Here is a 15,159-nt window from a genome sequence, read left to right as displayed (position 1 = left end):
GTGAGTTCTTCTTTAATTGGGTAATTAGCTGTATAATTTTTAATAGAAAAAGATGTAAAGATTGTGAGGGATATATTTGCTAAAAATCGGAGAAATAATCAAAGGCTCATTCTGGCCAGAAATAGTAGAAATAAAGCACTTTGAAGAAATCGATGAAGATTTATATTTAGTAGAATCGATTGGACGTAAAACGAATAAGTATTATGAACAGTATTTAGATAAAGTGCAGCTTAGCCAATTGGAAAATATTCAGGAAGAAGAAAGTACATTCATTGCTGAGCGTTTACAACATTATTTACAGTATTACATTTTAAAAACGGAAGAAAAATATTCCCAATCCCGCGCACGTGGCAATAAAAAGGTCATTCCGCTTCCGCACCAAATTGAAGCTGTTTACAGTAGAATGCTACAGTCACCGCAAGTACGCTATTTACTTGCCGATGATCCAGGGGCAGGGAAAACGATTATGTCGGGTATGTTAATTCGCGAATTAATGGCAAGACAAGCTGCAGAGCGAGTTTTGATTTTAGTACCTCCATTAGTATTAAAGCAATGGCAGGAGGAATTAAAGGATAAGTTCGGGGAAGAGTTTACAATTGTTAACCGTAGCTTGTTGAATAGTTCGAGCGAAGTGAACCCTTTTGAATCACATGACAAAATCATTTCATCACTTTATTGGGCTGCAAGAGAAGAAATTAAAACTTACATAATGAAGGCTAATTTTGATTTAGTCATTGTCGATGAGGCACATAAAATGGCTGCCTATACGCATGGTGTAAAGAAGCGGAAAATTAGTCGTACGAAGATTTATCAGCTAGGAGAAGGTTTACTTCGCCATACTGAGCATTGCTTATTGTTAACTGCTACACCCCATAAGGGCGATAAAGAAAACTTCCGTCATTTGATGAGCTTAGTAGATCATGATATTTTTTCACGATTAAATACGGGAGATTCTATTTATGAAAAGAGTAATCCATTTGTTATTCGTCGTTTAAAAGAAACGATGAAAAACTTTGATGGCACTCCGTTATTCCCGAAGCGTACAACGAAAACGATTGCATTCGACTTAAGCTATGAAGAACAAGAGCTTTATGAAGAAGTAACTGCGTATGCGCGAGAGCATTTTAATCGTGCCAAGCAAAATAATAAACCGAATGTTGCATTTGCGATGATGATTTTGCAGCGTCGTTTAAGTTCATCCATTGACGCGATTTATTTATCGTTAAAACGACGAAAAGAAAAATTAGAAGAATTACTTGAATCGGAATTATCAACAGTAAAAATGGTTGAACCTTTTGAATACGACGAACTTTCGATTGATGAGCAAGAGGAAGTTGAGGCACTAATCGAAGGTGAAACAGATGTTATTGATATTGAGGAATTACGTGTTGAAATTGAGATTTTAAATGACTTAGTTCAGAAAGCAGAAAGACTAGTTTATCAAGATGTAGAGGTCAAGTATGCAGAATTAGAAAATACTTTATTTGGTGAGGATGGATTGCTTTCTAAAGGTGAGAAAATTTTAATCTTTACAGAATCTAAGGACACTTTATATTACCTAGAACGAAAGCTATTAAATCATGTGCCTGAAATTACAAAAATTGTCGGTAATTTTTCGATGGATCAGCGTCGTGAACAGGTTGAAAGATTCCGTAATGATGTGCAAATTATGCTGGCAACAGATGCCGGTGGGGAATCTATTAACCTTCAGTTCTGTAATCAAATGATTAACTATGACATCCCGTGGAATCCGAACCGTTTAGAGCAGCGTATGGGGCGTATTCACCGTATTGGTCAGAAGAATGAAGTATTTATTTTCAATCTAGTTGCGAGTAATACACGAGAAGGTGACGTACTTATTCGTTTATTAACGAAAATGGATCAAATGCGTGAAGACTTAGGGCAAGATCAAGTATATGATTTTATCGGTGAGGTACTCGAAGAAAATAATATAGATTTGGCGAATTTAATGGAACGTGCAATAAGTGGGCGTGAAAATTTAGATGAGCTTGTGGCAACGATGGAAAAAACGTTATCTGATGAGCATAAACGCTTGTTAGAACTCGCGAAACAAGAGCGTTTAGATGATTCTAGTTTCGATTTACCTGGAGCGAGAAGAGCTTATCAAGAAATTTCAATCAATAGTATGCCACCTCGCGTATACGGTGAATTTGCAGTAAAGCAATTTGAAACTTCTCGAATCAAATTGAATTTCTCAAATGATAGCAAAGCAGTTCGAATTGATCGTTTCCCTAAAAATATTCGTGAATTAATAAAGAGAAAGAAATATGCATTACGAACAGACGAATCGTTAAGATTTTCATTAAGTGCATCTAAACAGACGGAAGATGTAACACTACTGCCTAATGATCACCCTGTCAAGAAGCTAGCAATGGAACTAGCAAGTCAGGAGTTGCAGCAGGTTGCATTACCTGTTTGTAATGTAAAAGCAACTGTAAGCGAGCCGTTAATTATTGAATTAAGTCGTATAAGTGTAGTTGATGGGAATAGTCGTGAATTGGAGCAGGAATTGATGTTACTTGCTAAAAGAGAAACAGGAGAATTTATTCAAATCGATCCGTATTTCTTATTCCAACAGCCATTAAAGTTTGTAAATAGTGAAGCTAACGAAGATAAGTCGTTTAAACGAGAGTCAATTATTCAAGCGAAAAAAGTGCTACAATCCGTTCAAATGAAGCGTGATGATTATTTAAATCGAAAAAGCACGTATTTACGTCGCTCATTTGATGAACAAATGCAAGTATTACAGGAACGTTTAACGAACTATTTAGATGATAATCCGAACAATAAAAATAGCGCATTAATTAATCAAACATACACGCAAATTGAAGATTTAGAAGAGCGCAGTAAAGAACGTTTAGAGGATATCGAACGTGAACGAAGTATCCAACTTCAATCGATTAAATCGCTTACGCAATTGCATGTGCAACCGATTAGTAGTGCTGCGCGGATTATACCAGCTGATTATGTAGAGGTTGTTAAGCAATACGAATATGACAATGGACGATTAAATATTCGTGAAAAGAAAGCATACGGACTGGTTGATTTCACAAGTGAAGAAGCGGATGGAAATACGCGCTTTATTTTAGTAACACCATTTTTAAAAGCATTGGATGATCAAATTATTATAGAGGATTATAAAGAATTAAATGGTTCAGTTTATATTTATATATTACAACAAGGAAAGATTATTGAGGAAATTAAGATGGAACAATTAGTGGGGGTGTAAAGAACAATGGCAGAAATCAAATACGAAGTTGTAGATCATATCGGAGTACTTTCAGAATCAGCTAAGGGTTGGAAGAAAGAGCTGAACCGTATTAGCTGGAATGGTAATGCGCCGAAATACGACATACGTGAATGGGCGCCAAACCGTGAGAAGATGGGGAAAGGTGTTACGTTGTCGGAGGAAGAGTTTGAAGCGTTAAAAAGCTTATTAAATCAAATATAACAATAAGAAAGCGTATCATGTTTTTAAACTGGTACGCTTTCATAATAAATTTATGGAGGGGTTTATTATTCATTTAGAATTAATCAATAATACATTAACAACCATGCTTCTTGACTGTATCAGCCATTATCCAAAGTGCGGTCAGCAAAAGGAATGCTTTGGTTTAATATTTGGTGAGAATAATGAAAAGGTTATTGGAGAATATACCTTTCCAGTCGCAAATGTAAAAAGTAAAACTGCTTCAAGTGTAAATGCGAATGAGCAAGTAAATGACATTATTAAAGAAGCTAGAAAATTAGTAACAACGAGTGATTTTGTAGCGTATTATCATAGCCATCCATATGATGAAATTTATGAAAATTGGGCAGATCCAAGTATTGGCGATATACGTGTTTCAAAAGATGTGAACTCTACTATTGAACTTATTTTTGCAATTGTTAAAAGTAAGGATCCCCAAGTACAACATTAAAATATGAATATTCGAACGATACACAATACCGATTTTTTGACGTAAAAGGTTCTAAAGCTAGTGATGCCCCTAGAGCTGAGCTAATTAGTCATGACGGACATATTATACATGGCCATTATAAAGACTATGATTTTAAAATCCGTGCTTATCATTGGACAGGACATGCGCTAGAAGAAGTACAGCTATACTCATCCGAAGTGGAAATGAATCTATTATTACATCAATACAACATCATACTCGAACAATTACCAAAAGAAGCAATGTATCATTTGAAAAATCTAGAGTACTCTTTACGCTTAGAAAACAAAGATAAGTATAAAGAAAAAATTCCATATTTGATTGAAAAAATTAAGCAGGTAGGTGTGAAATAGTGTCGCAAAAATTACAAGAAACTTTATACGGAATTAATCCAAGTTTAGCTGAGCTAACGCAAGATATCGAAAAGCTCCTTTTTATTTCACCACGTGCAGCGATGCAAACAACGCGAACAATGGCAGAAACATTAGTTCGTCAAGTTGCGCAATTGGAAGAGCTTGAGCATAGCGAATTGAATTTCGGCGAATTACAAATGAAGTTGAAAAATGAGGGTATCATTACGCCGACAACGGATAATGCGATTCACTTCGTTCGTCGCCAAGGAAACACAGCAAGTCATGATGGTACGCGCAAAATGTTAATTCGAGAAGCATTAACTTGTTGGGAGTATCAGCATTTGATTTTGACATGGTTTATCGAAACATATGCTTCACCAGATATTGAGGTGCCAGAGTATATTGAGCCAGTTCCTGAGAAAAGTGCGGCTGATAGTGAATATTTAATTGAACATATAGAAGCATTAATGCAGACGTTTGTGCAAAAAGAGCCGGTGCCAGTAAATGTTGTAACCGAGCAAAAGGTTAGTCGTAGAATTTACTATAAAGATCAATTTGTTGAGATACCTGATTTTTTACGAGATGCATTTTTATTGCCACAGCGTTTCCCAAAATCTACAACGTTTTTAATTCGTTTGAATGGCGAACAGCAAGCGCGTATTATGAGTGAACTACCGTATCAATTAGACGGTATGCACCAGCATATAAAGCGATTTAAAGAAGCTAATGATGAATGCTTCTTTGAAGAATTACAATTATTCGTTGAAGAAGAACAAAAACGCAAAATACTAATGGAGCAATATCGCGGGGAAGTCTTGTTATTTTACAAATCAGATTTTGTTATTTTAACAGAAGCATTAGGAAATGTTGCGTTAACGAAGGACAACTTTCCTGGCCAAACAAGCTTGCTTAACTCGTTACAAGAGCAAGGATTTTTACATGTTAAAGATTTCCCAAAAGAGCTAGTGCTATTAGGCAAATACCGCAATGTCGGCGAGACGGCATTAGCGAATTTATTTAATCAGCTGAAAGTGAAGGGAATGGAGTTTACAAAGATTGAGATTTAAGGTTAGTAAAGGATATAGGGATGGCTTAAATAAGTGTTACTCTAGTATAAAGAAATATATATAAGAAGAAAATATGCTACAAGCAAATAAAGTGTAAGAAGATAACCTAATTACCCATTCATCGGTTCTGGACTCCAGTAAGTGTTACGAAGGAAGAAGGATATATTAAAGGGTTGACTAAAAGTACATATGCCTTTAAAGATTTGGCACATGTACAAATATAGTTATTTATTTAAGTATTCTTCAAGTTCATCTTTTTTCAACTTAATAAAAATGTCTAGTGATTCTAGCTCTTTAAACAATTTAATGGAGTCTTCAGTATTATTAGTGTCCATTTGAGAAATTTCGGTAGTTCTTTTTTGTAATGTTTTAATCTCTCTTTTAATTTTTGAATCGATGATTATTTCATCTTCTTCAATCAAAGAATATACTTCCATATAATTCATTTTAGGTGTTCTAAAAAATGTTTTTAGAACGGATTTAGGAGCATTTTCTAACAATTTGTCTGATCTCAAATGATTGGAAGTAATTCTTTTATGTTCAGCTTTATTAACTAGACTAGCACGAATCATTTGTTCAGAAAGTTCCTCTACAATATCAGGGTGATGTTGTTTTAATTGCCCAATAAAATCTGCTATTCTTGCTAATATAGTAATGGAAAGATTCTTTTTCTGAAGTTTTTCTTCAATATCCATATGAGGATAATAATTAAAAACTTTTAAAGCTTCTCGTACAACTTTCACTCCTTTGTCCGTTTTATATGCAAGCTCTTTCATAGTCCAATTTTCTGTACTATTATTAGAAAGGTCAAAAATATATTTACCCCATTCATAGGTAGTCCAATCCTCCTTACCTCTTTGAGCTGAAGAAAGTCTATCTAATTCTTCTTCAATACTCTCAGGAGGAGAAACAACATATACTGGTATTTGCTTCATTCCAATTTGGTTAGCTGCATAATGTCTACGATGACCAGATAAAATAATATATTTTCCATCTTTCGGATAGCAAGTGATAGCAGTTTCCCATCCACGATTTTCAAGAATACGTTGTAATTTTTCAGAGTCAATTTTATAGTCTTTGCGGGGGTTTAAAGGGTTGGGTTTTATTTGTTCTATAGGGATATATTTTAAATGTAAACGTGTCATTTGATTACTCCTATCTATTATTAATTAGAATTTAATTTTTTTAATAAGGTTTCAACTTGATTCTCTAAGTTCCTGATTTCTTCTAGTATTTTTGATGCTTCATTTTTTCTGTTGTATTTAATACCAGTAATGTTTTTTGTTGCCTTTTTTATGATGGATACATTTGTTTTGACATCATAATTTTTAGTTGTATTATTTAATAAATTTACTTCTTGTATAAAAGAAGATATTTTCTTATTTGGGTCAAAGAGAAAAGTCATTAACTCATTTTGGGTAGCCTTTTCTATATAATTGCCCTTTAAAATTTCACTGTGTAGACACTTGTTTTCAAATTTTCTAAGCATTATCTCTTTAATATATTTTTCGCCTAAATCATGGTACAAGTCGGGATGGAATTTTTTTACTCTCATACACCATAGGCGAATGGTATCTAACATATTTACAGAGTAGGTATTATTGTTTAACTGAACTTCAATTTCATTTCTCTCGTAAAACTTACCCACAGCAATGCGTTTTTTTATTGTGGGAATAGACTCACTTAATTTAATTGCAATATCTTCGATTTTAGAATTTAAATCATTTTCAAATAAATTTATAGTGTGCGTAATCCATTCATATGGACTCCAATCAGTTTGATTACCTTGAATTGATCCCAATCTTTCTAATTCTTCCAAGGTGTTTTTAGGTTCTGGAACTAAATAAATAGGGATTTCTTTCAATTCAAGAGACTGACTCGCTTGCCATCTTCTGTGACCACTAAGTATGCAGTAAAAAGGACCAGATTTATAAGCAACGATAGCTTCTTCAAACCCTTTAGTCTTAAGAATATGTTTCATTTCTTTTGATTTGAAATTAGGGTCCTTTCTAGGGTTTTTGGGATTAGGAATGACTCTATTTATATCAGCCCAAATGAGTTTGTTAGTTAGCATAGTTTAGACTCCTATATGTTCAAAATTAGTTTTTGTTTTTTGATGCTTTTCTTTTTCTTCAGTCTTTTGAGATGAATATTATTAAACAAAAAGATCGTTTTAGTCTTAAGAATTTTGTTTCATTTCTTTTGATTTGAAATTAGGGTCCTTTCTAGGGTTTTTGGGATTAGGAATGACTCTATTTATATCAGCCCAAATGAGTTTGTTAGTTAGCATAGTTTAGACTCCTATATGTTCAAAATTAGTTTTTGTTTTTTGATGCTTTTCTTTTTCTTCAGTCTTTTGAGATGAATATTATTAAACAAAAAGATCGTTTTAGTCTTAAGAATTTTGTTTCATTTCTTTTGATTTGAAATTAGGGTCCTTTTTTGGGTTTTTGGGATTAAGAATGACTGTATTTATATCAGCCTGAATGAGTTTTTTAGTTTGCATAGTTATAGAATCCTATATGTTCAAAATTAGTTTTTGTTTTTCTGAAGCTTTTCTTTTTCTTTCACGATCTTTTTGTTTTTTATATTCATCTCGGCAGTGAGGATGGAGAATGGTTCTATGATTGCTTAAATTACTTTTTTGTTTTGGTGTAACATTAAAAATAGGCTCTCTACAGAAACTACAAATGTAATATTCTTTTTTCATGTGGATGTATTTAGCGGTAATAAAAAAGAGATATTCTCGTACGGTATTAAATTTAAAAGTAAGTATAGGTGAAGCATCTGTAAGAGTTGGTACAATTTGTAGTTCAGGATTAACAACAGAAATCTCTGAGTTAATCAAGCTATAAATTCGGTTTATAGCATTTCCAGATGTACTTTTCTTTTTTAAGTCATCTAATAACATTTTAATTTCATTAGTTAGACTATTTAGGAATCCTGCGTTATTAAAAGACACAAAAATAAAGTTTTCAACTGTAAGTTTATCTGTGATATTTTTCAGATCTTCTCGAGGAAGTAGTTTATAAAGCAAAGGAAAAAAATCTTCCATACTTATATACTCGCCTTTAAAAGGTAACTTATGAGCTAGATGAGTAATGGACTTTATGTCTTTAAAATCTGTTGATAACAATATTAAGAAGATGTCATCATTCATTATATAGACCTCTTTTTCTAAAGTAATTAATAATAATGAAATGATAATAGTTATTAAGTCCTTATTCAAGAAGGAAACGGGGTGGAATCAGTAAAATGGTTCTAAATAACTGTATAAATACCTTTTTTAGGTAATGCAAAGTACTTTGAATAGAATTTTTTTCGGTTCTTGAATTTAAAAAGAGATCGTTCTATTGCAAACATTGAGTTATAGATAAGTTGGAGGAGTTGTTTGGTAGTTTAGTCATTCGGTAATCCGGAGTGTAGAGATTAGCTTTTTTTCAGTGCTGCTAGGACCGTTGTATTCTTTGTAACCACTATTAGCCAAACATGCCATTAATCCTTACTTACTTCGTTTTTATCAAAACAGCACCAACAAGAAATGTCGCAGGATGTGTTAGGGGATGAACATTCACTTTATAAGAGACTTGGAATAAAAGTTGATAGCATTTGCTAAAAAGGTGGTTTATATTATTGTAGTTAAAGAAGAGTGTGAAAGTAAATAAAATAATAAATGCCTAAATTGTAAGTGCCTTTGAGAAATAGAATACCTTTAATCCTTAGGTATTTGAAGTCACTAAAAGACTCTGAATTAAAGCTAAAAATATTACAAAATAGTCCCCATAAAAGTGATGTGACTTATATATTTTTTTAATCATTATAGGGGTTTTCCAGAGATATTTGTCTGCTCGGAAGCCATGTAATTGCACGTATGAAACATAGACGTATAAAGGCCTTATATAGGTTTGGGGTTATGAAGTCGTTCATACACTTAAAGGGGTATACTTAGCTATACCCCCTTAAGTGTATGAAACGATGGTTGAATAGATTAAGAAATTAGAAATTTATAAAAAATTGAAATATGGAGGCTTAATTAATGAAAATAATCATTCGCAATAAAGTACGTTGAAAAAGATGTAATGACATAATTGAATCTAAGAATAATTATGATTTTAGGTACTGTAAATGTGGCTCGATTTTTGTGGATGGAGGCAAAGAATATCAGAAGTTTGGATGGGCATTAAAAAATCAAGAAGAAGGAACAACGGTAGATGATTATATAAATTTGAGTTATTCAATTTATGAAGAGAATGGCTAATTAACTTTTGCCACTATTAAAAATCGCTATAGCCTTCTATCATATAATATGTAAGGGAAATATTGGTAATGCCATTTACATCATAACAGATAGCTAGATCCCTAATAATTAGAGAAACCGCTTCATTTGAAATCCTAAATGATATCAAATAGATAATATTGAAAGTACTTATTTGCCAATATGATAACTAATAATAGTTACTATAAAAAATGCTATAGTAACCATTATTGGTGACTATTCAGAATCCCTTCTATAAAGGGGGGATGACCAGTTTAGTCAAGTTGCAATATGTTTAATATTATCAATTGAAACTATTGGTTACTATAAAAGAGCCAGTAATGGTAACCACTATTGGTAACTATTAAGAGTCTCTCCTAAAGGCAAACATTTGGTTTTACTTATAGTAAATAAAGTTTTAACTCTATATACAGCATGTAAAGGAATAAGCTCAATTTCTAACGCTGCCCTTCCATTTTGTCATTCTAATATTAGACAGTCTTTAGAGTAAATAATGATTTTTTTAAATAGTTCGGCTTTGAGTATATTTCGCGTATTCAATTTTTGCTTTTTTAGTAGTAAATTTAGTATTTTGAAACAAAAACACTTCCAGGTATTATCTTTAAAACGTAAAAATCGCCACTTAGATTCTAAGTAGCGATTTTTTCATTTTACATATGGTTGTAGTAAAACATACAGCCCCTTTTTTTGATCATCTGATAACTGTTGGATGATATCAATTAATTTGTCGTCGATTGTTTTAACTTCTACAGGAGAGACATCTAATTTTAAGTCCATTTGCTTTTCGACCATAGCAAAAAATTCAGTTAGTGTAAGTTCAAATACTTCACATACATTTGATAGTTGTGCAAAGTTTATATCAGTGACACCACTTTCTAGTCTAGAGATTGAGGCTTGAGATAGTGCAACCTTATCGCCTAATTCTTGCATACTCATATTGTTTTGTTTTCGTAAACTTCTTATTGTACGTCCGATTGAGACAGCATTCATCGTCCTATCAACTCCAGTTAATTAGTCAATTTAAGCGTACAATTATTCCGTTTTACAATCAATATTTAATGTTTTATACTATTATTGAGAATTCTAAAAAACTGCATAAAAGGAGATGGCTATTATCGATAATTTTAATGCAGCAATGCAACAATTTTTGAATCAACGCGTTGATGGAGTATTGTATGAAATTAGTTCAAATGTAAAAAAAGAAGGTTTATCGCAGAGTATCGATAAATTGCTAAATCAATCTAATTTATCCTTGAATAAAGAGGCAAAGGATGAATTTACAGAAAAAATTCATGATTTAGTGTTTGAGTATCAGCATAATATTCTGCAGCAAATTTATCTAGTTGGCTTTCTGGATGGATTAAAACTTGATTCTAAAATGAAAGAGGTCTTATAAAATGCATAAATGGTACAAAGGTCAAATTACAATTCAGTTAGGTACAATTGTTGAGGCGCAAGAAGATAGCACGAAAGAACGCAACTCTGCACACGATGCTATTAATCTCGATTTTTTAACTGAATTAAAAGAGTTAGTGAAGGCTAAGGGCTACTCTTCAAATTTCGTTAGCTTTGATTTGCAACTCGCTGGCGATGCTACTTCGACTGACATTGAAGGGTTAGAAGAAACTGTTCGTCAAGCGAAAGCAAAAGAAGATGTAATTCGAGGAAAAGCTACTGTTACTAAAATCTATTTTTAATAATTGGACGTTAAGCAGTCATTTTATTGATTGTTTAACGTTTTATTAATACTAATTTACTCAAGGCAAAAAACCCCCAACTCTAATAAAGTGACAGTGTGAGTCACTTCATGAGTTGGGGGTTTTCCATTGCTATTTATTAATCTAAGATTATATAAAACCTTTGTTCGTTATTGTAAAACAGAAAGTTGGGGATTTTAAAACAATATAATATCTAAAGGTATAAATATGGTATTATAGAATTAACAAAAAGGTATATTATAGTAATTTTTAATTCTACTTACGCAAACATTATAGAAAATAGCAAACTATATCAAGCTCAAATTGATGCATATCATGCCGTTCAAAATTATTACGAACAATTTCCAGAATTTAAAAAAAGAGAAGTGTTAGTTGTTATGCCTACTGGATCTGGTAAAACTGGTTTAATGTCTATTCTACCTTTTGCTAATTGTAAAGGAAAAGTACTATTAATCACTCCAGGAAAAGTTGTTAGAAGAACGGTTTTTGATGAATTTGATACAGTGTTTAATCCTCAAAATTCATTTTTGTATAAATATAACGTTGTTTTAAAGTCAGATCGACTTCCGAAAGCTTTACTATATCAAGGTTTTAAAAAGGGTAGTGAACAGGAAAAGCTAGTTAAATTTTTCTTCTATCAATGCCAGGAATGTATCATGCATTGCTTGTGAAATGAATTTCCCTTCTCGTAATAATTCAATTAAATGCTCGATAAATTCTGCCTCGTGGGCTTCTGTTTCAATTATTTTATCTGTTACAGCTTGTTGAACCCATTTTATTAGACCTTCTTCAATATGCAAAGGGGACTCCATGTTATGCAGCACAAGATTTTGATAATATTGGGCATCTTGTTCTAAGAGTTCTTGTAGCTTATCAGTGGAAAATATTTCTATATCGTAATAATCGCCCCAACCAATGGCAAATAAATTAAACTCCGAAAAATATAAAGCAACATGTGTATTAAGCTCTTTATGATCTACTAGCGGTAGCACATTGTTTTCAATTTTAAAAGGGTGTATGTACTTACGATATAATGTTTGTTTATACAAAAATCCGCATTTCTCCAATAGAACAAGGTAGCTATGAATTAATGTTGCAACCAGCTTGCTGTCCTTAATATCATATCGAAGCTGATCTTTAATATCTTGAAATAAATAATTCGAGAAAATCAGTTGCTTCTTACTGTAATTGTGTTTGATCGCTTTGTGAAAAACGAGTAATTGCCATAAAGGATAGGGTGTATGTATGCATTTATAATTTTCCATCTGGATATTAAAAATGCCAGGGAAATTAGTATCTGTTAAACCGTATTCCTTCACGAGTCTCCTAAACAATACTTGCTCTCGATGCGACATCCGTTGTAATACTTTATCTATATTGAAATTACTTAAATATCTTTTATATTGGTGGAACCGTTTCTGCTTTTCTTGTTTTTGACGAATTATTTGCATACGTGCTGCGCTTTGCACTTTACGTTCTTTCCAAAGTTCAGCAGCTTCAATTTTTCTATCATTTAAATAATGTTGAATTTTCTCATAGGAAAGTTTGTTATATAAAACGAATTTGCATGGCGATTGTATTTTAGCAATTGTCATTTCAGGTATTGCAATTTCTTGAAACTTTACAACAAATCTCGTTTCAGTTCGATACCTAATACCGAAAAATTTGCCAATGTGTTTTACAAGGTTATTCTCAACGTCAATGAAGTAAACGCTGCGTTCCTTTTCATTCACTAATTGCTGCGGGTATTTTAAGCGCAGAACAACCTCATCATCCTCGATATCTTTAGCTGTTATTTCTTTATAATAATTCGCACCAAAAAGCCAGATGTCTTTGATCTCCGCAATTGCATAAAGTTTCCGTCGTTCTAGCCATTTCTCAGCTGTTTGTTCCGCACATTGTATTTCAAAAGCAAACTTATGACCATTTCTAAAATCCGCATACACATCCGCGATTTGATTGGTCTTAGCAATACGTTCTTCTAAAGCAACGTAAGCGTTTGGATATTTCTCTTTTAACCAATTATAAATCGCAAGTTTACCACCGAGATGTTCCTGCGTTTCAGGCTCCCCAACAAAACTACATTCGACATGACGTTCATGATAAAAGTGATGAATCTTCTTAGTTCCGCCACGAAAGAAAACGTTCTTCTGACAGTGTGGACAGTATAATTCTTTGGCTTTAGCTAAAGAATATAGGCGTTCTTTATCGTCATGGAAGGCAAATTGTTTTTCACCATTTGGATTTATTGCTACAAACATCTAATCACCTCAAATTTTTAAAATTTGATAAATATAGAAAATGAAAGCTGTTTTATTCACCGGGTGGTATAATAGTTATATAAAAAATACACTTTATTACTTTTTGGGTCATATTATGTCCGTTTCAAGATGTAAAATAGATTCTAATATAAGATTTACGATGGTAATTAAGTAAAAATTCGATAAAAGGTGATAAATATGATTGATAAAACAATTATACAACAACATTTAAATATTTTAGGGGAAATTGGTAATGACATTAAAATTAATCAAGAAATTATCAATCGAATAGAGGAATTAAAAAGTATATGTGATGAATTTTCAATTAAAATTTTAGCAATTGGGTCATTCAGTGCTGGAAAAAGTGCTTTGATGAACTTTTTACTTGAAGAAGAATTACTAACTGAAGAGCAAACACCTGAAACGGCCATTGCAACAGAATTAAAATATAGCCTAGTGGAAAGCTACGAAATAGTTGATGTAAATAAAGAGCGTAAATATGTAGAAAAACAACAAATTCAATCCGTAAATCCGAATGTTTGCTTAAATATTCGTTACAATTTAAATAATAATTTTTTACAAACATTTGAAGACTATGTATTTGTAGATATGCCGGGCTTTAACTCAAATATTGAACAGCATAACCGCGCAATTTTGCAATATGTAGAGAGAGGGAATGCGTACTTACTAGTAATTGATTGCGAAGAGGGTGGAATGAAAGCCTCGGTTTTAGAGTTTGTTGAAGAAATACGTAAATACGATCACAATTTAATTATTGTGCTTTCAAAGGTAGATAAAAAAGCCGCGGAAGATGTGCAAGTAATTGAACAAAAAATTAAAGCGCAAGCATCGTACTTATTTGGATATGATGTTCCAGTTGTAAAATATAGCAAACATGATAACGATACGAAGCAAGGTTTACTGGATACTATCCACGCACTAAATAGTCAACAAATTTTTGAACAAGCTATATTGCCAAAAATAAAAGAAATTTATCAATTCTTGGAGTTAGCGTTAGAACAGTCGATTAAATCTTTAGCTTTTGATGATAGTGCTTTAAGAGAAGAGATTCAAAAAAGGGAAAAGGCTAAAAGTGAGTTAGAATACAAGCTTCAACAGGAATGTTCGAAGTTAACTAATCGAATGACCTCACAAGTATTGCCTAGCATTATTGCCGAAGTTGAAAATGCACTATATGTTCATTCGACAGAGCTTGCCAATGCAGCAATATCAGGTTCAAATGCATTTAGCATTCGTATGAATTCGATTTTACGTCCGGTACTTCTTGAAAATACAAAGAAATATACAAATATTTCTTTTGAAGAATTTTTAAGGGATGTTAATTTATCAGAAATGTTAGTAGATAAAACAGAAGAAATAGTTTACACCGTAACGGATAAAATTCGTAAAGTAGAGTCGATTTTTTCTCAAAAAACGAAGGAACAGACAATTTCAACAAAGTTTATAAATCGGTAACAGGTGCATTAGCCATTGCAACAACAGCTGTTGCACCCTGGTTAGAGAT

Annotated in this window: 14 protein-coding genes and 1 pseudogene; 10 read left to right on the top strand and 5 right to left on the bottom strand. The window is 32.5% G+C overall.

Annotated features, from left to right (window positions below):
* Nucleotides 1–76 precede the first annotated feature (76 nt).
* The 5 genes from HXV90_RS18585 (at nt 77) to HXV90_RS18565 (ending at nt 5,379) form a co-directional block, all read left to right on the top strand.
* Nucleotides 77–3,250 (top strand): helicase-related protein, encoded by a 3,174-nt coding sequence (locus tag HXV90_RS18585; RefSeq protein WP_269897761.1) that lies wholly within the window; start codon nt 77–79, stop codon nt 3,248–3,250.
* A 6-nt stretch (nt 3,251–3,256) separates the two neighbouring features.
* Entirely contained in the window at nt 3,257–3,472 is a 216-nt protein-coding gene (locus HXV90_RS18580) for a YdbC family protein (protein WP_269897760.1), read from the top strand.
* Between the two features lie 52 nt (nt 3,473–3,524).
* Entirely contained in the window at nt 3,525–3,941 is a 417-nt protein-coding gene (locus HXV90_RS18575) for an MPN domain-containing protein (protein ID WP_269897759.1), read from the top strand.
* Between the two features lie 203 nt (nt 3,942–4,144).
* Nucleotides 4,145–4,312, top strand: coding sequence for a hypothetical protein (locus tag HXV90_RS18570; RefSeq protein WP_269897758.1), 168 nt, complete (start codon nt 4,145–4,147; stop codon nt 4,310–4,312).
* Nucleotides 4,312–5,379: a DUF4145 domain-containing protein gene (locus HXV90_RS18565; protein ID WP_269897757.1), complete on the top strand. Its 1,068-nt coding sequence runs from the start codon at nt 4,312–4,314 to the stop codon at nt 5,377–5,379. The genes HXV90_RS18570 and HXV90_RS18565 overlap by 1 nt, the downstream gene beginning before the upstream one ends.
* Nucleotides 5,380–5,603: 224 nt before the next feature.
* On the opposite strand, the gene HXV90_RS18560 is transcribed toward HXV90_RS18565, so the two are convergent.
* From HXV90_RS18560 to HXV90_RS18550, 3 genes are all read right to left on the bottom strand, one after another.
* Nucleotides 5,604–6,524, bottom strand: a complete 921-nt coding sequence (locus HXV90_RS18560; protein WP_269897756.1) for a ParB/RepB/Spo0J family partition protein — start codon at nt 6,522–6,524, stop codon at nt 5,604–5,606.
* A gap of 20 nt (nt 6,525–6,544) precedes the next feature.
* On the bottom strand, nt 6,545–7,453 hold the full coding sequence (locus HXV90_RS18555) for a ParB/RepB/Spo0J family partition protein (RefSeq protein ID WP_269897755.1): 909 nt from the start codon (nt 7,451–7,453) through the stop codon (nt 6,545–6,547).
* Between the two features lie 444 nt (nt 7,454–7,897).
* On the bottom strand, nt 7,898–8,539 hold the full coding sequence (locus HXV90_RS18550; RefSeq protein ID WP_269897754.1) for a hypothetical protein: 642 nt from the start codon (nt 8,537–8,539) through the stop codon (nt 7,898–7,900).
* 924 nt (nt 8,540–9,463) lie between these two features.
* Between HXV90_RS18550 and HXV90_RS23550 the strand changes: the two are divergent.
* Nucleotides 9,464–9,508 (top strand): annotated as a pseudogene (locus HXV90_RS23550) (hypothetical protein); the annotation flags it as partial.
* A 792-nt stretch (nt 9,509–10,300) separates the two neighbouring features.
* On the opposite strand, the gene HXV90_RS18545 reads toward HXV90_RS23550, so the two are convergent.
* Nucleotides 10,301–10,645, bottom strand: coding sequence for a helix-turn-helix domain-containing protein (locus HXV90_RS18545; protein ID WP_048390943.1), 345 nt, complete (start codon nt 10,643–10,645; stop codon nt 10,301–10,303).
* A 115-nt stretch (nt 10,646–10,760) separates the two neighbouring features.
* Between HXV90_RS18545 and HXV90_RS18540 the strand changes: the two genes are divergently transcribed.
* The 3 genes from HXV90_RS18540 (at nt 10,761) to HXV90_RS23545 (ending at nt 12,044) form a co-directional block, all read left to right on the top strand.
* Entirely contained in the window at nt 10,761–11,051 is a 291-nt protein-coding gene (locus HXV90_RS18540) for a hypothetical protein (RefSeq protein WP_066037122.1), read from the top strand.
* Nucleotide 11,052: 1 nt separating this feature from the next.
* Nucleotides 11,053–11,352, top strand: a complete 300-nt coding sequence (locus tag HXV90_RS18535) for a hypothetical protein (RefSeq protein WP_048390948.1) — start codon at nt 11,053–11,055, stop codon at nt 11,350–11,352.
* A 233-nt stretch (nt 11,353–11,585) separates the two neighbouring features.
* Nucleotides 11,586–12,044: a DEAD/DEAH box helicase family protein gene (locus HXV90_RS23545; RefSeq protein WP_442916341.1), complete on the top strand. Its 459-nt coding sequence runs from the start codon at nt 11,586–11,588 to the stop codon at nt 12,042–12,044.
* On the opposite strand, the gene HXV90_RS18530 is transcribed toward HXV90_RS23545, so the two are convergent.
* A complete protein-coding gene (locus HXV90_RS18530) occupies nt 11,991–13,634 on the bottom strand; it encodes a competence protein CoiA (protein WP_269897753.1) in 1,644 nt (547 codons plus the stop codon). The two genes, HXV90_RS23545 and HXV90_RS18530, sit on opposite strands and share 54 nt — an antisense overlap.
* A gap of 198 nt (nt 13,635–13,832) precedes the next feature.
* Between HXV90_RS18530 and HXV90_RS18525 the strand changes: the two genes are divergently transcribed.
* Nucleotides 13,833–15,110, top strand: a complete 1,278-nt coding sequence (locus tag HXV90_RS18525; protein WP_269897752.1) for a dynamin family protein — start codon at nt 13,833–13,835, stop codon at nt 15,108–15,110.
* The last annotated feature ends 49 nt before the right edge of the window (nt 15,111–15,159 follow it).

Source organism: Lysinibacillus sp. JK80, from assembly GCF_027557635.1.
GTDB classification, from domain to species: domain Bacteria; phylum Bacillota; class Bacilli; order Bacillales_A; family Planococcaceae; genus Lysinibacillus; species Lysinibacillus capsici.
This window is presented reverse-complemented; position numbering and strand designations above follow the sequence as displayed.